Origin of the sequence: Sphingomonas montana, from assembly GCF_001956315.1 — a bacterium.
In the GTDB taxonomy this organism is placed as follows: domain Bacteria; phylum Pseudomonadota; class Alphaproteobacteria; order Sphingomonadales; family Sphingomonadaceae; genus Sphingomonas_R; species Sphingomonas_R montana.
Genome location: NZ_MOLY01000037.1, coordinates 23,729 through 44,185, shown reverse-complemented (window position 1 = coordinate 44,185; position 20,457 = coordinate 23,729). Strand labels below are relative to the sequence as shown.

Genomic DNA, 20,457 nt, shown 5'->3' with positions numbered 1-20,457 from the left:
CGTTTCGGCCGGTGCGACGACGGACCGACGCGCCAAGCCGCTGGACCGGCGGGTGACGGACGTTATGGCTGGGCCATGGACTCACCGCCTTTCCGCAGGATCGGTCCCGGCGTGCCGCAGACGCCGGTCGTCATCGCGGTGGCGCATGCCGGGCGCGTCTATCCGCCCGCGCTGGCGGCGGCGGCGCGCGTGGCGGTCGACCGGCTGGTCGGGCTTGAGGACCGGCATGTGGACCAGATGACGGCCGCGGCGGTGGACGACGGGGCGACGGTGATCGTGGCGGACATTGCGCGCGCCTGGATCGACCTGAACCGCAGCCCGGACGAGGTGGACGGGACGATGATCGATCCGCCCTGGCCCGCTACGGCGTCGCACGACGGGCCACGCATCCGCGCCGGGCTGGGGCTGGTCCCGCGCCGGATCGCGGGGGTGGGGGAAATCTGGCACGGGCGGATCACGGCGGCGGACCTGGCGGCGCGGATCGCGGCGGCCCATGCCCCGTATCACCGGGCGATCGGCGACGCGCTGGCGGCGGCGCGGGCGGCGCACGGTGTTGCGGTCCTGCTGGACCTGCATTCGATGCCGCCCCTGTCCGGTATGGACCGCGGCGTGGGCGTCGTGGTGGGCGACCTGAACGGGACGAGTGCGGGCGCCGCGGTGACGAGCGGGGCGATCGATGCGGCGCGGGCGGCGGGATACCGCGTTTCGCGCAACCGGCCCTATGCCGGCGGATATGGTGTCGCGTGCCACGGCGCCCCGACATGCGGGGTCCATGCGGTGCAGATCGAACTGTGCCGCAGCCTGTACCTGGACGCGGCGTTGCGCAGTCCTGGCCCGGGCTTCGCCCGGACGCAGCGGTTCGTCGCGATGCTGCGGCATGCGCTGGCAAGCGTGGTGACGCACAACCAGGCCGCCGCCGCGGAATGAAAAAAACCACCCCATGCATGCGCATGGAGTGGCCAAGGTTCAGGGAGGAAACACACCCCGGGGGAGGGATGTGCTCATGCCCGGCCGCGAAAGGGGGGGAACACGGCCTGACAATTCCAAGATAGGGATATGAGAACGGGTTTCAAGCACAAATTTGTGCAGCGCGATGCCCTTCGTCGGCACATCGCGGGCAGGTCCCGCCCGAGTGATAAGCGACTGGACCGGATCGATATATTCGATCGATCCGCCGTCGCCACCGCAACAATCCGACGGCGTTGCCGCCGGTCATGAGCGGTGGGAATGCGCCGGTGGTATCCGGCGGTCAGCGACCGGTCAGCGGCCTGAACCGGCGGGCATGATGCGGAGCAGGACGGTGTCGCGATCGATGAAATGATGCTTGAGCGCGGCCGCGACGTGCAGGGCGACGAGCGCGAGCATGGTCCAGCCGAGCACCTCGTGTGCGCTGTGGGTCAGGTCGCCTCCGCGGGTGACCGGAAGATAGGGAATCGGAAACAGCCCGAACCAGTCGAGCGGATATTTCTTGACCGCCGCCGACGCGAACCACCAGCCGGTCAGCGGCATCAGGATCATCAGCGCGTAAAGCGCCATGTGGGTGATCCCCGAAACCGCACGCTGCCATCCCGGTACGTCGGCGGGCAAGGCGGGGGCGGGGTGGGTCAGCCGCCAGGCCAACCGCGCGATGCTGAGGAACAGCACCGTGATGCCGATCGACTTGTGGACCGGGATCAGCTGGATCCCCTCGAGCTGCTCGTGCAGCAGCCCGATGCCCAAGTTGACGATTACCAGCAGGGCGATCGTCCAGTGGAAGGCGATCGCCACGCGCGAATAGCGCCGGCCGCCATCGACATGCGCACTGTCGATCGGCCGGCGCATCGGTCAGGCCTCGCTGCGCAGCGGCTGGGCGGGGATCTTGCCCTGATCCATCTGGCGGGCGAAGATCTCGCGGATCAGCGCGAGTGAGAAGAGGTGCGCATAGACCAGCGGCAGGACGCCCGACTTGATGAGCTTGCGCGCCGTATCGCCGCGCATTTCCTTCAGCGCGTCCTCGTTCACCATCTGGAACCCGCGATAGACGAAGGGCTGGTCCGCGCCTTCGGGCTGGATCGTGACTTCGCCGTCCATCAGCAGCTTGTGGTCGGCCAGTTCCTTCATGAACTGCGACGTGCGCTGGCCCGCCTGCTCGAACTGTTCGCAGAAGCCGAGGATGTTGCCGACGACCTCGGTCGGCTTGCCATCGGCGAACAACGCGTCGCCCTCCTCGAAATCGCCGAGCGTGCCCGACGTGGGATCGAAGCAGAGCGACAGTTCCTCCGCATTCGGGTTCAGCCGGGCGAGCATGAAGGGGTAGCGCCGGATGTAGGCGGGAATATAGGCGTCGCCCGTGAAGCGCCCGTCCGGCCCGACGAACGTGTTGACGCCTTCGTTCAGCGCCATCAGCGCCAGCGGCACGGGCTGGTCACCCAGCGAGAAAACGATCGGGTAGAAGCGCGATGCCGGTGCGAATTCCTCGACCGTCAGCGGGACGGCGTGCGTGCCGACCATGAAGGTGGGGGCATCCATGTTGCGCGCCTTCCAGTCGGCGTGCGTCTGGCTGGAAAGCGGTTCCAGCTGATTGTAGAACAGCGGCAGATCGTTTGCCGGTGCGGCGCTGGCCATGCATCATACTCCACGTGCGGTCGTTGGCGACGCCCGTGCCGGGCACCCGCGGTGCCGCCCCGTTTATGGGGCCGTGCTCGGCGGCGCAAGCGGCACGAGCTTCCCCGGATTGAACAGGTTCAGCGGATCGAGCGCGGTCTTGATCGCGCGCATCGTCGCCAGCCGGACCGGATCGGCCGTGCGGGCGAATTCGGCGAGCTTGGCCTGGCCGATGCCATGTTCGGCCGAAATGGTGCCACCGCAGGCCATGACGCGGTCATGCACGTCGCGCGACACGACCGCGCCGTTGGCGGCGGACCAGGCCGCGGCGTCCGTGCCGGCCGGCGCCCGCACGTTGAAATGGACGTTCCCGTCGCCCAGATGCCCGAACGCCAGTACGCGCGCGCCGGCATGTGCCGCCTCGATCGCGTCCGTGGCGGCCAGGATGAAGCCCGGCATGGCGGAGACCGGCACGGCGATGTCATGCTTTACGGCGAGGCCGTCGATCCGTTCCGCCTCCGGCAACGTCTCGCGCAGTTTCCACAGAGCGTCCGCCTGCGTCTCGTTCTGCGCGATCGCCGCGTCGACGATGAGCCCGTCGGCAAGCGCGGACTGGAGTGCCGCGCCAAGCGCGTCGGCGGGATCGGCGGCACCGGTGGGGGCGGTCGCCTCGATCAGGACGTGCCACGGCGCCTTCGTTGCGACGGGCGCGCGGGTGTCGGGGATGTGGCGCAGAACGAGCGCCAGGCCGGAGGCCGGCATGATCTCGAAACTTTCGACCGCAGTGCCCAGCGCCGCATCGAGCCGGCGCAGCAGGCGGAGTGCGGCATGCGGATCCGGCACCGCGGCCCACGCGACGGCGCGCGTGCCGATTGCGGGGACGAGCCGCAGCGTGGCGGCGGTGACGATGCCGAGCGTCCCTTCGGCCCCGGTCAGCAGCTGGCGCAGGTCGTAGCCGCGATTGTCCTTGCGCAGGCTGGACAGGCCGCGGAAGACCGACCCGTCGGGCAGCACCGCCTCCAGCCCCAGCACCAGGCCGCGCATCGTGCCGAAGCGCAGCACCTGGATACCGCCGGCGTTGGTGGACACCAGCCCGCCGATCGTGGCGGAGCCGCGCGCGGCCAGCGACAGCGGGAAGCGCAGGCCTTGCGCGGCGGCGGCGTCGTGCAGGTCGGCCAGGATGACGCCGGCGTCGACGGTGGCCGTGACGTCGGACGGGTCGATCCGCGGCGGCCGCGCCATCCGGCGCAGCGACAGCAGCAGCGCCGATCCGTCCGCCGGGGGGGTCGCGCCGCCGACGGTGCCGCTGTTGCCGCCCTGCGCGACCAGCGGCACGCGGTGCGCGACGACCAGCCGGACGACGGCCGCGACCTGTTCCGTATTCGCGGGCGACAGTAGTGCGGCGGTGCGGCCGTGATAGCGGCCGCGCCAGTCGGTGAGCCACGGCGTGACAACCGCGGGATCCTCAGAATAACCGGCCGGGCCGAGCAGCGCGGCAAGGTCGGCCAGCAGGGCGGGGGGTGGCACGATCATCACAGTCCCATAGTACAATTGCATTACAGAACCGATAGGGTCGCCAGGTTCATGAGGCGTTCAGCGATATGTCGGACAAGCTGACGCCATGACGGATACAGAAACGTGATGATCTTGACTGCGACGTTGTTGATTGCCGCCGCGGTCGCGCCGGCGCGCGATGCGGCCCCGCCGATGATCGTGACGCGCACGATGATCCGCCAGAGTACAACGATCCGTGTGCCCACACGGCCGGCAGGTGCCGTGCCGGTGGGCAAGAGCCCGTGGCGCGAGCGGCACGGCCCCAAATGCGTGGCGATGGAGCGGGTGGCGGTGGCCGCGGTGGTGGCGGAGGACAGCGTCGACCTGCTGCTGCGCGGTGGAGATCGGGTGCGCGCGCATTTCGAGGATGATTGCCCGAACCTGGACTATTATCGCGGATTCTACATTCGTCCGGGGCCGGACGGCCGGATCTGCGCCGACCGCGACAGCGTGCAGGTGCGGTCCGGCGGCGAATGCCGGATCGAACGGTTCCGCGCGCTGGAGTTGCGCGGCGCCAAGACCAAGGGCGGCGGGCTGGTGGCGCGGATCCGCCGCCGCCTGGGCCGCTGAGCGCCCCCACCCGTCGATAAAGCCGCGGTTTCATAGTAGTTTCCCCTAGTGCAAGGGGTGACAGCGCGGGCAAAGGTTGGCAGGACGCGCGCTTCATTCACCACAAGAGAGCAAGACACCCATGAACAGCGCAGCCCTGGCGGACGCCATTGCCACCGAACATGACATGACCAAGGCGCAGGCCAAGGCCGTGGTCGAAAGCGTCTTCAAGGCGATCACCGACGCGGCGGCCGACGGCACCGAGGTTTCGCTGCCCGGTTTCGGCAAGTTCAAGGTCCAGGACCGTCCCGCCCGCGAAGGCCGCAACCCCCGCACCGGCGAAACGATGGAAATCGCGGCGTCGCGGAAGCTGAGCTTCCAGCCGTCGAAGGCCGTGCGCGACGCGCTGAACGCCTGATCGAACGCGGGGCCGCCGCCGACGCACCGCGCGGCGGCGGCTCCGGTCACGCCAGCAGGGCGTCGATCGCCGCGACGAGGGCCAGCGGCTGATCGATCATCACATGATGCCCCGATTGCGGGATGGTGACCGTGCGCATCGCCGGCAGGTCCGCTTTCAGACTTTCAAACGCTTCCCGCGATACGATCGTGGAATGTTCGGCCCGGACGAAGGCCAGCGGCGTCCGTACTGCCAGAGCCGTCGCGCGGCTGTCGATCAACCTGCACCGCTCATAGAGTAGCGGGTCGAACGACCAGGCGAGGCCATCGTCGCGGCGCGTCAACGATCCGCGCGCGATCCCATCGACGATGAACAGGTTTTCGCAGGGTTGGTCCGGCATCAGCCGGAACCGCGCCAGCGCGGCGGCGATATCGCCGAACGGGCGGCTGCGTCGCAGGACAGGTGGCCGATCGCCCGGTTTCATCGTGATCGAACCGTCGATCAATATGCCGCCGCCGGCCCAGCCGGCCGGATCGGCCAGCGCCGCCACGACGGGCGCGCAGCCGAAGCTGTGCCCGACCAGCATGGGTGGACCGGCGAGGTCCAGCCCGGCCGCACACACGACCGCGCGCAGTTCGCCGGCGAAGCCGTCGATCGCATAGGCCGCGCGCCAGTCCGACCCGCCCATGCCGGACAGCGAGAGCGCGGCGACCCGGCGGTCGCGCGCCAGCAGCGGTGCGACGTGCGCCCACCAGCCGGCATGCGCCCAGCCACCATGGACAAGCAGCAGGCCCGGTGCGCCGCGCGGTCCCCAGGCGCGCCATTCGATGCCCGCGCCATCCACCGTGACCCGGCCGGTTTCCGGAAGATCCGCCAGTGCCGCGTCGTACCAGGCGGGGGCAGGGGGGCGTGCCCCGGCGAACCGGGCAAGCGGGCGGGCGGGGTCGGCTGTCATCGGCGGGTGATGCCAAGCGGGGTGCGGCGCGCCAAGTGGAAAGATGCTTGCTGAACGAACGCTAACGAACGCGTTCAGCGATGCCACATGCGAATCGGTGCAGAACGACATTCGCAGATCGAACACAGGGAGATCGACATGTTCGCCAAGTTTCTCACCGCCGCCACCTTGTCGCTGACCGCCGTGGCCGTTGTCGCACCGATGCCCGCCATGGCGCAGAACTGGGCACCGGCCGCCTACAGCCGGTATGACGACGGGCAGTCCGGGTTCCAGCAGGTCGGCTGGCGCGACCGCCGCGACGGGCGTTACGGCCGGAACGGTCGCGGCTACCGCAACAACGGCTATCGCAACGATCGTTATGGCAACAACGGCTATCGCGGGAACCAGCGGTGCTACGACAAGGGCAATGGCGGGCTGGCGATCGGCGGGATCGCGGGCGGACTGCTGGGCAACCAGGTTGCCGGTCGTGGCGACCGGACGCTGGGCACGATCCTGGGTGCAGGCGTCGGCGCACTCGCCGGTCGTGCGGTGGACAAGTCCGACGGCCGTCGTTGCTGATCGCCGGGCCGGCGTTCGACGCCAGGATCGGCCGAATATAATCATCCGGACGCAGGGAAAGGGGTCGGCACGGTGCCGGCCCCTTTTTTCGTGCGATTGCCGATAGTTGCGGCAACCGGATCATTGCGCCGTCAGCCGGGTGCGCGGTCGGTTCGGCTTTTACGGTATTTCTGTTCAGTAATAATGGTGCGGCCGCTGCAACCGGCCCGTCCAGGCGTGCGTATTTGAGGGAGAATTAAAGGAGGAGGTTTGCGATGACTGAAGAGAGTCTGATGATGGACGCCCTGGATGCCAGGGTGTCACGGCGCAACGAGCGTCGGGATTTCTTCAAGGCCATGGCAGGTGCCGGCAAGATCGTCGGCGGCCTCACCGCAGGCGCGATGGCCGTCGAGGCGCAGGCCCAGACCGCGATCACCGATGCGGACATCCTGAACTTCGCGCTGAACCTGGAATATCTGGAAGCGCAATTCTACTCCTTCGCCGCGACCGGGGCGGGACTGCCGGCATCGTCGTTGACCGGTACGGGTACGCCGGGTGCCGTGACCGGCGGTCGGCAGGTGCAGTTCACCGATCCGCTCGTCGCGCAATATGCCCGCGAAATCACCGCTGATGAAATCGCGCATGTGAATTTCCTGCGTACCGCGCTCGGCACCGCGGCTGTTTCACAGCCGGCGATCGATATCGGCGCGACGCCGAACGGCGCATTCTCGTCCGCGGCACGCGCCGCCGGCCTGATCGGCGCGGGCCAGTCGTTCGATCCCTATGCGTCGGACGAGAATTTCCTGCTCGGCGCCTATATCTTCGAAGATGTCGGCGTGACGGCATATAAGGGAGCATCGCCGCTGCTGACCAGCGCCGTGTTCCTCGATGCCGCCGCAGGCATTCTGGCGGTCGAGGCCTATCATGCCGCGATCGTGCGCACGACCCTGTATGCCAAGGGCATTCAGACCCCGTCGCTCATCAACGCGACCGAGGCGATTTCCAACGCGCGCGACAGCCTGGACGGGTCGAGCGACCTCGATCAAGGCGTGGCCCCGATCAACGGAGCGTCCAACATCGTGCCGCTCGACACGAACGGGCTGGCGTACAGCCGGAGCGCCGGTCAGGTCCTCAACATCGTCTACCTGAACAGAGCAGCGGTCGGCAGCGGCGGTTTCTTCCCCGCAGGTGTCAACGGCACCATCCGAACGAGCGCTGCGAGCTGATCCGCAGACCTGTTGCAACATATCTTGCGGAGATAGTCCGATGAATAGCGAAAAGATGATCGAGGCCCTGGATCTGCGGGTCAAGCGGCGCGGCGAACGCCGTGAATTCTTCAAGATGGCGGGCAGTGCCGCCGTCGTGCTCGGTGGCGCATCGCTGCTGAGCGCGTGCGGTGGCAGCAGCAACCCGGCCGGTACGCCAACCCCGACGCCGACCCCGGCCCCCGTCGGTGCGACGGTTCCGGATCAGGACATCCTGAACTTCGCGTTGAACCTGGAATATCTGGAGGCGCAGTTCTACTCCTACGCCGCCTTCGGCACCGGGCTGGACGCCAGCCTGACCGGCGGCATTGGCGGCACCGGCGTCGTGACCGGCGGCCGGAAGGTGACGTTCACCGATCCGCTCGTCGCCGCCTATGCGTTGGAAATCGCGCAGGACGAGATCAACCATGTGCGTTTCCTGCGCAGCGTGATCGGTACGGCCACCGTCGGTCAGCCGGCGCTCGATATCTCGGCAAGCGCGACCGGCGCGTTCTCGTCCGCGGCGCGTGCCGCCGGCCTCATCACCGGTGCAGGTTCGCTGTTCGATCCCTATGCCACCGACGAGAATTTTCTGCTCGGCGCGTTCATCTTCGAAGATGTCGGCGTGTCCGCCTACAAGGGCGCGGCATCGCTGATTTCCAACAAGACGTTCACCGAAGCAGCGGCCGGCATCCTGGCGGCAGAGGCCTATCATGCGGGCCTGATCCGTACGGTCCTGTACCGCAAGGGGCTTGCGACGCCGTCGTTGATTGCCGCGACCGAGTCGATCTCGAACGCGCGGGACAGCCTGGACGGTGCGACCGACATCGACCAGGGCATCCGCGCGATCGGCACGGCATCGAACATCGTGCCGACCGATGCGAATGGTCTGGCATTCAGCCGGACGACGGGTCAGGTGCTCAACATCGTCTATCTGACGCGCGCCGCCGCCTCGTCCGGCGGGTTCTTCCCGTCGGGCCTGAACGGCACGATCCGGACCAGCACCGCCAACTGATCCGCTTCGTCTGAAGAAGGCCCCGCTATCCTGATGGGTGGCGGGGCCTTTTTTGTCTCGGAGTGAGGTTTGCCCTCACCGTTCCAGCAGGATCCAAGTCGCGACCGGAGTTAATGGATTTATTCGGTCCCAGCCCCGTTTGGTTCGAGCTTGTCGAGAACCTCGCGCCGGGTTCTCGACAGGCTCGAACCAAACGGAACCGGGGAAACGGACGGGGCTAATGTTGCGACATTCTAATCCGCGCCCATCAGGCGGTAACCGACGCCCAGTTCGTTGACGATGAGGGTCGGCGCGGCGGGGTCGGGTTCCAGCTTGCCGCGCAGGTTGCGGACGACGACGCGCAGATAGCCGACCTGGCCGTCCGTATCGTGCGGCCACACGGTCCGCAGCAGATGGGCGTGCGTTACCACGCGGCCGGGATAGCGCGCGAGTTCGGCGAGAACCTCATATTCCTTCGGCGTCAGGTGGACGATCTTATCGTCGCGCAGGACGCGGCGGTCGAGCAGGTCGAGCAGCAGCGCGCCGGCCCGGACGCTCGTCCGCCCGCCACCGGCGACGAGCCGGTGACGCAGTGCGGCGCGGACGCGGGCGAGCAGTTCGTCGGTATCGAACGGCTTGGTGATATAGTCCGCGGCGCCCAGATCGAGCGCGGCGACTTTCAGATCGGTCGCGTCGCGGGCCGAGACGACGAGGATCGTGGCGTCCGATCGCGCGCGCAGGACCGGTATGAGTTCCAACCCGTCGCGATCGGGCAGTCCCAGGTCGAGCAGAACGACCTGCGGCCGATCCGTGGCCAACACGGCGAGCGCAGTGGCGGCATCGCCGGCCTCCGACACGGCATGACCCACACGTTCCAGTGCGGTGCGCAGCAGCCGGCGGATCGCGGGTTCGTCATCGACCACCAGGACGCGGTTCGGGGCGGTCATGCGGACACGCCCGGTGCGGGCGGGGGCGTGTCGCCGGGCCATGCCGGTGCGCGGGATAGGGCGGCTGTGTCCACCGCGGCGCTTTACGCGCTCGCCAGTCAGGCTGTCGATGGCCGTGCGTCAAATCGTGTTGGTACGGTAGCGGCGGGGGAACGAAAGCGGTCCCCGCCCGCTGACCGAAATATCCCAAGATGACGACGCCGGAGGCCGAATTGACCACCACCCTTGCCGATCCGCAAGCCAACTCCACCGAACGGCTGATTTCCATCGACCTGACCGTCAACGGCAGGGCCGAGCATTTCTCGATCCCGCCCTGGGTGACGCTGCTCGACCTGTTGCGTGATCGGCTGGACCTGACGGGCACCAAGAAAGGCTGCGACCATGGGCAGTGCGGCGCCTGCACCGTGCTGGTCGACGGGAAGCGCGTGAACAGCTGCCTGACGCTGGCGGTGGTGCGCGACGGGGCGGACGTGCAGACGATCGAGGGGTTGTCGACGGGCGATACGCTGCATCCGATGCAGCAGGCGTTCATCGATCATGACGCGTTCCAGTGCGGCTATTGCACCCCCGGTCAGATCTGTTCGGCGATCGGGATGCTGCGCGAGGGCAGGGCCGAAGGGCGCGAAGGGATACGCGAGAATATGAGCGGCAACCTGTGCCGCTGCGGCGCCTATACCAACATCGCCGATGCGATCGAAGCGGTGCAGGACCGGGAGGACGCCCGATGATCCGGTTCGGTTACGACCGCCCGTCCGACGTGGCGGAAGCGGTGCGCGACGGCAATGCGCGCGGTGTCCGGTTCCTGGCCGGGGGCAGCAACCTGGTCGACCTGATGAAGGAGAATGTCGAGCGGCCGGTGCGGGTGGTCGACATCAACCGGCTGCCGCTGCACGCGATCGAGGCGCAGGATGGCGGCCTGCGGATCGGTGCGTTGGCCACGAACAGCGACACCGCGTGGGATGCGCGGGTCGAGGCGCAATATCCGGTGCTGGCAAGTGCGATCCTGGCCGGGGCAAGCCCGCAGTTGCGCAATGTCGCGACGGCAGGCGGCAATCTGAACCAGCGAACGCGGTGCCTGTATTTCTACGACAACACGACCGCGTGCAACAAGCGCGAGCCCGGCACCGGATGTTCGGCGATCGGCGGCGTGAACCGGGTGAACGCGATCCTGGGGACCAGTCCGGCGTGCATCGCAACGCACCCGTCGGACATGTGCGTTGCGCTGGCGGTGCTGAACGCGACGGTGAACGTCACCGGGCCGCTGGGCGACCGGGCGATCCCGTTCGGCGATTATCACCGGTTGCCGGGGGAGGACCCGTCGCGCGACAACATGCTGAAACCGGGCGAACTGGTGACCTCGATCGACCTGCCGGACGAGGATTTCTCCGGTCACTACACCTATCTGAAGCTGCGTGACCGGTTGTCCTACGCCTTTGCACTGGTGTCGGTCGCGGTGGTGATGCGGATCGAGGACGGGCGTATCGCGGAAGCGCGGATCGCTCTGGGCGGCGTGGCGCACAAGCCGTGGCGGTCGAAGACCGCCGAAGGGTTGCTGGTCGGCGAAGTGCCGTCGCAGTCGGCGTTCCTGGCTGCGGCGCATGCGTTGCTGGAAGGCGCGCAGGGGCAAGGTTCGAATGATTTCAAGATCGGGCTGGCGCGGCGCGCGATCGTGCGGGCCTGCCGTCAGGCGGCGGACGGTACGCCGCAGTCGCAGATCGACAAGCGCGTCGCGTAAGCGGGAGAGAAGATATGGCAACGAAATATGATGACGCGCCGATCGGTATCGGTTCCCCACTGAGCCGCGTGGACGGCAAGATGAAGGTGACCGGCGGCGCGCGCTATGCCGCCGAACATCCGGTCGCCGACCTGCTGTACGGCGTGGTGGTGTCCGGCGCGATCGCCAAGGGGCGTATCACGAAGCTGCATACGGATGCTGCACGTGCCGCGCCCGGCGTGGTGGAGGTGGTGAGCCATCTGAACCGCCCGCATATCGCCTGGTTCGACAAGGCGTATCAGGATCAGGTGGCACCGCCGGGTTCGCCGTTCCGCGCCTTTTACGACGCCGAAATCCTGTACAGCGGGCAGCCGATCGCACTGGTCGTTGCGCGCACGTTCGAGGATGCCCGCCATGGGGCGAGCCTGGTGCAGGCGGAATATGCGGTCGAGCCGCATCAGACCGATTTCGAACGGTCGCCCGAGTATAAGCCAAAGAAGACCCGCGACACGTTCGTCGAGCCGACGAACCGCGGCGACGAGGCAGCGGCGTTCGCGGCCGCATCGAACAAGGTCGACGTGTCCTATTATATTGGGACAGAGCATCACAACCCGATGGAGATGCATGCGACGACCGTACAGTGGCACGGCGACGGGCGCATCACCGTGTACGACAAGACTCAGGGGTCGCAGAATGTGCAGGCCTATCTGGTCGGCGTGTTCGGTTTCGCGAAGAAGAATGTGCGGGTGATGAACCCCTATGTGGGCGGCGGGTTCGGGTCCGGCCTGCGGCCGCAATATCAGGTGTATCTGGCGACGCTGGCCGCCAAGATGCTGGAGCGGTCGGTGCGGGTCGTGCTGACGCGGCAGCAGATGTTCTCGTTCACGCACCGGTCCGAATGTCGCCACACGATCCGGCTGGGCGCGAACGACGACGGCGCGTTGCAGTCGATCTATTCGAAGGCGGTGACGCCGACGTCGCGGTTCGAGGATTATATGGAGCCGATCGCAAACTGGGGTGGCCAGGCCTATCGTTGCGACAACGCGACGATGGACTGGGCGATCACCGCGATCGATACCTACACGCCAGGCGACATGCGTGCGCCGGGGGCGGCGACCGGCATGACGCTGTTCGAAATGGCGCTGGACGAAATGGCGTACGAGACGGGCGTCGATCCGCTCGCCATGCGGCTGACCAACTATAGCGACCGCGACGAGATGAACGACATCCCGTACACGTCGAAGGCGTTGCGCGAGGCCTATCGGGAGGGCGCGGAAGCGTTCGGCTGGGCGGATCGCGGGCGCGCGCCACGGTCGATGCGGGACGGGACCGAACTGGTCGGCTGGGGCGTTGCGACGGGCATCTGGGACGCGATGTTCCAGAAGACGTCGGTCCGCGCGCGGCTGACCGCCAACGGGCATCTGGAGGTGGCGACCGCCGGGTCCGATATCGGCACCGGCACCTATACGGTCATGACGCAGGTCGCGGCGGGCGCGCTGGGCCTACCGGCCGAGCAGGTGACTGCCGTGCTGGGCGACAGCGACCTGCCGCCGTCGCCGATCGAGGGTGGCAGTTGGACGGCGGCATCGACCGGGGCCGCGGTGCAGGTGGCGTGCGATGCGGTGCGCGTGAAGCTGGCCAAGGCGGCGGCCAAGGTGGACGGCAATCCGCTGGGTGGTGCGGCGGTGGACGCACTGCGGTTCGAGGATGGCCGCATGATCCTGGCGGCCGATCCGTCGAAGTCGGTCGGTTATGGTGAGGCGATGACTGCCGCTGGTTTGTCGGAGATCGTGGCGACCGAGGCGGCGGCACCGGGGCCACTGGAGTCGATCGCCGAGATGGTTGGCATGAAGAAGAAGGCCAAGAACACGCACAGCGCGGTGTTCGCCGAAGTGAAGGTGGACGAAGAGCTGGGCGTGGTGCGCGTGACGCGCATCGTCTGCGCGGTCGCAGCTGGCCGGATCGTCAACCCGAAGACGGCGCGCAGCCAGATCCTGGGCGGCGTGGTGATGGGCATCGGCATGGCATTGCACGAAGAAACGTTGGCCGATCACCGGATCGGGCGGTTCATGAACCATAATTTCGCCGAGTATCACATCCCTGCGCACGCCGACGTGCAGGATATCGAGGTGATATTCGTCGACGAACCGGACCCGGAGGTGTCGCCGCTGGGCATCAAGGGGCTGGGCGAGATCGGGATCGTGGGCACGGCCGCGGCGATCGGGAACGCCATCTTCCACGCCACCGGCAAGCGCGTCCGATCGCTGCCGATCACGATTGACAAGCTGCTCGACTGACCGGCCTGTTCGCATGTGATGATCGGCATGAGAACGCCGCGGGACCCTTTGGTCCCGCGGCGTTCTCATGCCCTTCGGCCAGTTTGCCACCACACTACGAGCACCAGTGTCAGGCATTATTATCCCGTCGCAGGCCGGGATGAAGCGAAAATGGCGATCAGTAGCCGGAAGGCGGATGTGGCCGGGTGGTGCATCGCTGCCGCAGCCGGACCAGCAAAGCGGGGCGTTAACCCCAAGCGGGGTTGCGGGGGGCGGTCCGCTTGGCCATGGTCGCGCGGTTCGCGCTCGACTGTCGGCGTTGGTGGAGAAGACGTTTGCAGCGGTGCGGTTATGCGGTCCCGGTTCGGGCGATGTTCGGTGCCAGCATGCTCGCGCTGGCCGGCATGGCCGCCGCGCAGGTGGTCGCACCGGTCGCCGTCACGCCCACATCCACGGCCGATCCGGCAATACCGCTCGACGACAGCCAGTTCGATGCCGCCCTGCCGTCGCTGGACAGCGTAGCCGCGCCGGATGCCGCGCCGGTCCCCGCAACATCGGCCGCCGTGCCGGTCATTCCCGGCACGACCGCGCCGGACCCGGAACTGACCGCGCCCCTGCCGCCGCTGGCCGCGGCGTCCGTCGTGCCGCCGCCGGCCGCGCCGGGTGCCGCGGCGGACGCGGAACTGCCGCCGATCCGCTATGCCGTGACGGTGACCGGGCTGGAGCAGTTCGGCCTGTACGACCGGTTCAAGCCGCTGTCGGCGTTGCTGAAGGACGGGCGCAAGGCGGCGAACGCCGCGCAGATCACCGCGCGCGCGGACGAGGATGTCGCGCTGGTCGAACGCATCCTGAAATCCGAAGGCTTTTACGACGGGATCGCGACCGCGACCGTAGATCCGGCCCCCGCCGCACAGGGCGAGGCGAAGGTCGCGATCGTGGCGACTCCGGGCGCGCGTTACACGCTGGGCACCATCGCGGTGACGGGGGCGGAACCTTCGCCGACCGTGCTGGCACGGTCGGCACTGGGGCTGCGCACCGGTCAGCCGATTGTGGCGACGGATATCCTGACGGGCGAGGCCAATGTGGCGCTGCGCCTGCCGGAACAGGGGTATCCCTTCGTAGAGGTTGGCGCGCGCGACATCGTGCTGGACGACCGCGCGCCGGTCGGCGCCTACACGTTGCCGATCACGGCGGGACCGCGGTCGAGCTTCGGGGGGTTCCAGGCGGCGGGCGACCCGGTGTTCGGGACGGACCATATCGCGCTGCTCGCGCGGTTCGACGCGGGCGAGATCTACGACAGCCGGCGGGTGGACGACCTGCGCCAGGCGCTGATCGCGACCAGCCTGTTCTCGACGGTGGCGGTGCAGCCCGTGCGGACCGGGCGGATTGCGGCGGACGGCAGCGAGATCGTCGATCTGCGCGTGGACCAGAGCAAGGGGCCGGCGCGGTCGCTGTCCGGCAGCGGCGGGTACGGCACCGGAGAAGGCATCAAGGTGACGGGCAGCTGGACGCACCGCAACCTGTTCCCCGACGAAGGTGCGCTGATCACCGACGTGGTTGCCGGCACGCAGCAGCAGGGCGCCAGCGCCACGTTCCGCCGATCGAACGCCGGACAGCGCGACCGGACGTTCCAGGCGTCGATCGGGGCCGCACGCCAGGATTTCGACGCGTATAGCGCGCGGACGGTGAACGTGTCGGTCGGCCTGTCGCGCCAGTCGACGCCGCTGTGGCAGAAGCGCTGGACCTATTCGGTGGGCGCCGAAGTGATCGGCACCAACGAAAGCCGGTTCGACCCGGGCGACGCGGCGCGGACCCGCGCGACGTACCTGATCGGCGCGCTACCGATGCAGTTGAGCTACGACCGGTCGGACAGCCTGCTCGACCCGACGCGCGGATACCGCCTGACCGCACGGGTCAGCCCGGAGGCATCATTGCAGGGCGCGGTCGACACCTATGGCCGGTTCCTGGTCGAGGGCAGCAGCTATGTCCCGTTCGGCAAGAGCATCGTGGTGGCGGCGCGGGCGCGGGCCGGGTCGATCATCGGCGTGTCGCGCGACGATCTGGCCCCGTCGCGGCGGCTTTACGCCGGCGGCGGCGGTTCGGTGCGCGGGTTCGGCTATCAGCAGCTGGGGCCGAAGGATCCCAGCAACGATCCGATCGGCGGCCGGTCGCTGACCGAATTCGCGATCGAGGCGCGATACCGGTTCGGCAATTTCGGCGTCGTGCCGTTCGTGGATGCGGGCCGCGTGGGCGAGGGGTCGACCCCGTCGCTGTCCGGCCTGCGCTACGGCGCGGGGATCGGCGGGCGCTATTATACCAATTTCGGTCCGCTGCGGCTCGATGTGGCGACGCCGATCGGGCGGCGACGCGGCGAAAGCAAGATCGCCCTGTATATCTCGATCGGGCAGGCATTCTGATGGCACTGCGGATCGTCAAATGGGTGGCCATCGTCGTTGCCGTGCTGGTGGCGCTTCTGCTGCTGCTCGTCCTGGGGCTGAACAGCGCGCCGGGGCGGAACTTCGTGCGCGGGCAGCTGGACGGGTACGAGACCGCGTCCGGGCTGCGCATCGGCGTCGGGCGGCTGGACGGTTCGCTCTATGGCAAGCTGACGATCCGCGACCTGACGATCAGCGATCCGCGCGGCGTGTTCGCGCGGGCACCCACGGTGGCGCTCGACTGGCGGCCGTTCGAATATCTGCACAGCAAGATCGACGTGCGCAGCCTTGACGCGCCGCTCGTCACGCTGTCGCGCCTGCCGGAACTGAAGGAAGTGCCGGCCGATCCGGACGCGCCGATCCTGCCGGATATCGATCTGGCCATCGGGCGGCTGGCGGTCGACCGGCTGGTGCTGGAGGCCCCGGTGACCGGCAAGCGCAGCATCGTGCGGCTGGCGGGATCCGCGGACATCGCCGACGGGCGCGCGCGGCTGAACCTGGATGCCGGCGCGTTGCGCGAACCGGGGACCGTGGGCGGCGACCGGCTGGCGCTGGTGCTGGACGCGGTGCCGGCGGCGAACCGTCTGCTGGTGGGCGCGCGTTTGCGCGCGCCGGCCGGGGGGCTGGTCGACAGCTATGCCGGGCTGGGCAAGCCGTTGACGCTGGACGTCGGCGGACGCGGCGACTGGGCCAACTGGCGCGGGCGCGCGGTGGCGACGATTGGCGGACGGTCGATCGCGGCGCTGAACATCCTGGGCCGGAACGGCGCGTTCCGGGCGAAGGGGCGGACGCAGCCGGGCCTGATGCTGACCGGGCCGGCCGCGCGGCTGGTGGAGCCGGCGACCGACATCGACATGATGGCGACGTTCGACAAGCGGATCGTCGACACGCGCTTTGCCGTGCGGTCCGCCGCGCTGGCGGTCGATGGGCAGGGTCGCGTCGATTTGGGGACCAGCCGCCTGGGCAATCTGCGGATCGACGGGCGGCTGCTGCGACCGGGCGCGATCGCGCCGAACGTGCGCGGGCGCGACGTGCGGCTGTCCGCCGCGATCGACGGGCCGTTCGCGACGCCGACCGTGCAGTACCGCGTGACGGCGGCGGCGATCGGGTTCGGTGATACGGGCGTGGAGGGATTGCTGGCACAGGGTCGCGCGACGATCGATGCCGACCGCATCCTGATCCCGCTGCATGCCACCGCGCGGCGCGTGGCGGGGTTGAACGCGGCGGCGGGCGGGTTGCTGACCGGCCTGCGCGTCGATGGCGACTTGGCCTATGCCAAGGGGCGGTTGCTGTCCGACAATCTGAAACTGCGGTCGGACCGGATCGATGCGACCGCGATCGTCGTCGCGGACATCGCGGCCGGGCGGTACACCGGCGCGCTGAAGGGCCGGGTGAACGATTATCAGATCGACGGGCTTGGCCGGATCAACCTGGTCACCGACGCCAATGTCGTGGCGGGCGCGGACGGGACATATGGCATTCGCGGCAAGGTGCGCGTGACGACGCAGCGGATCGACAATGCGTCGGTGCGCGAGGCGCTGGGCGGGCCGGCGACGATCACCGCCGACGTCGGTTATGGCGAGAACGGCATTGCGACGTTCCGCAACGTCCGGATGACCGCGCGCAAGTTCCGCATCACCAGTGGCGAGGGATCCTATCGCAGCGACGGGACGATCGCGTTCCGGGCCGCCGGTGTCTCCGCCGATTACGGGCCGGTTTCGGTCATCGTCGCCGGTACCGCCACGGCCCCGCGCATCCGCGTGCTGGCCACGCGGCCGAATGTCGGCATCCCGCTGACCGGCGTGCAGGTGGACGTCGTCGCGGTGGCCGGCGGGTATCAGGTGAACGCAACCGGTAATTCGGCCTATGGCCCCTTTGCCGCGGACGTTTTGATCCGCATGGGTGCCGGGGGCACGTCCTACGACATCCGCAATGCGCGGTTCGCCGGGATCGACGTGCGCGGCACGGTGCGGCCGACCACTGCGGGACCGTATGCCGGGCTGCTTACCCTGAATGGCTCCGGGTTGAACGGGACGGTGCGGCTGTCGGCGGCGGGGCGCCATCAGCGCGCCGACGTCGACGTGACCGCGCGCAATGCCCGCATTCCGGGCGACGTGCCGATCACGATCGCGGGCGGCACGATCCGCGGATCGGTGATCGTCTATCCCGATGCGCCGGCGGTGAACGGGCGGTTCGCGCTGACCGGCGTGCGGCAGGGCAGCCTGACCGTCGACCGGGCGCAGGGCCGGGTCGATTATCGTGGCGGGCGCGGTACGCTGGCGCTCGTTGCGAAGGGCACCAGCGGCGTGCCGTTCGACATCGCGATGCAGGCGGCGCTGTCGCCCGACGTCATCCGCGCCAATGCGCGCGGGACGGCCAACGGCATCCCGTTCCGGCTGGCGGCCCCCGCCACCGTGCGCAAGACGGCGGCCGGCTGGATGCTGGCCCCCGCCACGATCGTACTGCCGCAGGGCCAGGTGGTCGTTGAGGGCAGCTATGGCGACCTGATTCGCGGCCGGGCGCGGTTGAGCAATCTGGATCTGTCGATCCTGCGCGCGTTCGCGCCGGGGCTTGGGCTGGGCGGCAAGGCGACCGGCGTGGTGGACTATATCGGCGATGCCGGCGTGCCGACGCTGAATGCACGCGTCGATATCGCGAACTTCACGCGGACGGGCGCGCTGACGATCAGCGACCCCGTCAACATTGCAACGCTGGTCCGATTGTCGGATGCCGGCGGGTCGGCCGCCGCGATCGTGCGGCGCGGCGGCGCGGTCGTCGGGCGATTGCAGGCGCGGCTGGCGCCGTTGTCGATCGGGCCGGAAAGCTGGACCGAACGGCTGCTGTCCGCGCCGCTGTCCGGCGGGGTGCGTTACAGCGGCCCGGCGGAGGTGTTGTGGACGCTGACCGGGATCGCCGGGCAGACCGTGTCCGGGCCAGTGGCGATCGCGGCCGATTTCGGCGGGCGGGTCGATCAGCCGACGCTGACCGGCGTCGTGCGCGCCAACGCGCTGCGCTATGAGAACGAGACCTACGGCACGGTCCTGTCGACCATCGCGGTCGACGGGCGGTTCACCCAGTCGCGGTTCGTGCTGAACAGCCTGACCGCCAGGGCCGGTACGGGCAACCTGACGGCCAGCGGCACGGTGGGGCTGGATGCAGCAGGCGGTTTCCCGATCGACCTGCGCGCGACGCTGGCGCGGGCGCAACTGGCGCGCAGCGACGCGCTGGGCGCGACCGTGTCGGGCACGGTGCGCGTGCGGAACGGGCCGCAGACCGGCGCGCTGATCGAAGGCGACCTGACGTTGCCGGAGGTGCGATACCAGATCGTGTATCAGGGTGCGTCCGAAGTGGCTGTGCTGGAAGGTGTCCGGCGGCGTAATGCGCCGCCAGTGGCGGCGACCGAGGCGAGTGCCGTTCCGTCCAACTGGAAGCTCGATATCCGGGTACGGGCCGACAACCGCATCTTCGTGTCCGGCATGGGGCTGGAAGCGGAATGGCGGACCGATCTGCGCGTGCGCGGTACGGCGACCGATCCGCGCGTCGTCGGCAAGCTGGAAGTGGTGCGCGGCACCTATTCCTTCTCCGGCCGGCGGTTCGAGATTTCGCGCGGCAACGTGACGTTCAACGGCGGCACGGTGACCGATCCGGAACTGGACATCAGCGCGACGACGACGGTCGATGGGGTGACGGCGATCATCAACATCGGTGGGCGAGCCCAGAACCCGCAGGTGACGTTCACCTCCACCCCTGCGCTGCCGCAGGACGAGGTACTGTCGCGCCTGCTGTTCGGCAGTTCGGTCACGTCGCTGTCGCCGACGCAGGCGATCCAGCTGGCCGCCGCGCTCAATTCGCTGCGCGGATCGGGTGGGGGCGGGCTGAACCCGCTGGGCAAGCTGCGGTCCGCCACGGGCATCGACCGGTTGCGGATTCTGGGGGCGGACAAGACCGCCGGCCGCGGGACGGCGCTGGCCGCAGGGCAGTATATCTCCAACGATATCTATGTGGAGGTCATCACCGACGCGCGCGGTTTCACCGCCACGCAGCTGCAGATCGCCCTGTCCAAGACGCTGAGCATCCTGAGTTCGACCGGGTCGTTCGGCGGATCGAACGTCAGCCTGCGCTATTCGAAGAATTACTGAGCCGGGGCGGCGGTTTCGATTTGGTATTGCAGGGTTGAAACATCGGGTCACGAAAGCATGCTAGACCCGGGTCGCGATCACGTCGGAAGGACAGGGCCGTCCTGTCTGACTTGGGGCCGGGTTGGTTAACACT

The 20,457-nt window shown here is 68.4% G+C and carries 16 protein-coding genes; 11 read left to right on the top strand and 5 right to left on the bottom strand.

Annotation, left to right across the window (positions count from 1 at the left end; genetic code table 11):
* Nucleotides 1-75 precede the first annotated feature (75 nt).
* Entirely contained in the window at nucleotides 76-927 is an 852-nt protein-coding gene (locus BKY59_RS10655; RefSeq protein ID WP_076071342.1) for an N-formylglutamate amidohydrolase, read from the top strand.
* 333 nt (nucleotides 928-1,260) lie between these two features.
* Here the strand turns inward: BKY59_RS10655 and BKY59_RS10650 are convergent, their stop codons facing one another.
* From BKY59_RS10650 to BKY59_RS10640, 3 genes are all read right to left on the bottom strand, one after another.
* Nucleotides 1,261-1,821, bottom strand: coding sequence for a cytochrome b (locus BKY59_RS10650; RefSeq protein WP_076071340.1), 561 nt, complete (start codon nucleotides 1,819-1,821; stop codon nucleotides 1,261-1,263).
* A gap of 3 nt (nucleotides 1,822-1,824) precedes the next feature.
* On the bottom strand, nucleotides 1,825-2,604 hold the full coding sequence (locus BKY59_RS10645; protein ID WP_076071338.1) for a SapC family protein: 780 nt from the start codon (nucleotides 2,602-2,604) through the stop codon (nucleotides 1,825-1,827).
* 63 nt (nucleotides 2,605-2,667) lie between these two features.
* Nucleotides 2,668-4,116 carry an FAD-binding oxidoreductase gene (locus BKY59_RS10640; protein WP_076071337.1) on the bottom strand — a complete coding sequence of 483 codons (1,449 nt, stop codon included), beginning with the start codon at nucleotides 4,114-4,116 and terminating at the stop codon, nucleotides 2,668-2,670.
* Nucleotides 4,117-4,224: 108 nt separating this feature from the next.
* On the opposite strand from BKY59_RS10640, the gene BKY59_RS10635 reads away from it, so the two are divergent.
* Nucleotides 4,225-4,707 carry a hypothetical protein gene (locus BKY59_RS10635; RefSeq protein ID WP_076071335.1) on the top strand — a complete coding sequence of 161 codons (483 nt, stop codon included), beginning with the start codon at nucleotides 4,225-4,227 and terminating at the stop codon, nucleotides 4,705-4,707.
* A gap of 121 nt (nucleotides 4,708-4,828) precedes the next feature.
* A complete protein-coding gene (locus BKY59_RS10630; RefSeq protein ID WP_076071333.1) occupies nucleotides 4,829-5,104 on the top strand; it encodes an HU family DNA-binding protein in 276 nt (91 codons plus the stop codon).
* A 46-nt stretch (nucleotides 5,105-5,150) separates the two neighbouring features.
* Here BKY59_RS10630 and BKY59_RS10625 read toward each other — a convergent pair whose 3' ends face one another.
* Nucleotides 5,151-6,038, bottom strand: a complete 888-nt coding sequence (locus tag BKY59_RS10625; RefSeq protein WP_076071332.1) for an alpha/beta fold hydrolase — start codon at nucleotides 6,036-6,038, stop codon at nucleotides 5,151-5,153.
* 138 nt (nucleotides 6,039-6,176) lie between these two features.
* On the opposite strand from BKY59_RS10625, the gene BKY59_RS10620 reads away from it, so the two are divergent.
* From BKY59_RS10620 to BKY59_RS10610, 3 genes are all read left to right on the top strand, one after another.
* A complete protein-coding gene (locus tag BKY59_RS10620; RefSeq protein ID WP_076071532.1) occupies nucleotides 6,177-6,596 on the top strand; it encodes a glycine zipper 2TM domain-containing protein in 420 nt (139 codons plus the stop codon).
* Nucleotides 6,597-6,850: 254 nt separating this feature from the next.
* The gene (locus tag BKY59_RS10615; protein WP_076071330.1) at nucleotides 6,851-7,801 is read left to right on the top strand and encodes a ferritin-like domain-containing protein; all 951 of its coding nucleotides are present in this window, start codon (nucleotides 6,851-6,853) and stop codon (nucleotides 7,799-7,801) included.
* A gap of 40 nt (nucleotides 7,802-7,841) precedes the next feature.
* The gene (locus BKY59_RS10610; protein WP_076071328.1) at nucleotides 7,842-8,834 is read left to right on the top strand and encodes a ferritin-like domain-containing protein; all 993 of its coding nucleotides are present in this window, start codon (nucleotides 7,842-7,844) and stop codon (nucleotides 8,832-8,834) included.
* Nucleotides 8,835-9,067: 233 nt separating this feature from the next.
* Here the strand turns inward: BKY59_RS10610 and BKY59_RS10605 are convergent, their stop codons facing one another.
* Nucleotides 9,068-9,760, bottom strand: a complete 693-nt coding sequence (locus BKY59_RS10605) for a response regulator transcription factor (RefSeq protein WP_076071530.1) — start codon at nucleotides 9,758-9,760, stop codon at nucleotides 9,068-9,070.
* A gap of 191 nt (nucleotides 9,761-9,951) precedes the next feature.
* On the opposite strand from BKY59_RS10605, the gene BKY59_RS10600 reads away from it, so the two are divergent.
* From BKY59_RS10600 to BKY59_RS10580, 5 genes are all read left to right on the top strand, one after another.
* Nucleotides 9,952-10,488: a (2Fe-2S)-binding protein gene (locus BKY59_RS10600; RefSeq protein WP_083672060.1), complete on the top strand. Its 537-nt coding sequence runs from the start codon at nucleotides 9,952-9,954 to the stop codon at nucleotides 10,486-10,488.
* A complete protein-coding gene (locus BKY59_RS10595; RefSeq protein WP_076071327.1) occupies nucleotides 10,485-11,495 on the top strand; it encodes an FAD binding domain-containing protein in 1,011 nt (336 codons plus the stop codon). The genes BKY59_RS10600 and BKY59_RS10595 overlap by 4 nt, the downstream gene beginning before the upstream one ends.
* A gap of 14 nt (nucleotides 11,496-11,509) precedes the next feature.
* The gene (locus BKY59_RS10590) at nucleotides 11,510-13,771 is read left to right on the top strand and encodes a xanthine dehydrogenase family protein molybdopterin-binding subunit (RefSeq protein ID WP_076071325.1); all 2,262 of its coding nucleotides are present in this window, start codon (nucleotides 11,510-11,512) and stop codon (nucleotides 13,769-13,771) included.
* Nucleotides 13,772-14,121: 350 nt separating this feature from the next.
* Nucleotides 14,122-16,167, top strand: coding sequence for an autotransporter assembly complex protein TamA (locus tag BKY59_RS10585; RefSeq protein WP_240500067.1), 2,046 nt, complete (start codon nucleotides 14,122-14,124; stop codon nucleotides 16,165-16,167).
* Entirely contained in the window at nucleotides 16,167-20,324 is a 4,158-nt protein-coding gene (locus tag BKY59_RS10580; protein ID WP_076071324.1) for a translocation/assembly module TamB domain-containing protein, read from the top strand. Before BKY59_RS10585 ends, BKY59_RS10580 begins: the two co-directional genes overlap by 1 nt.
* Nucleotides 20,325-20,457: the final 133 nt, after the last annotated feature.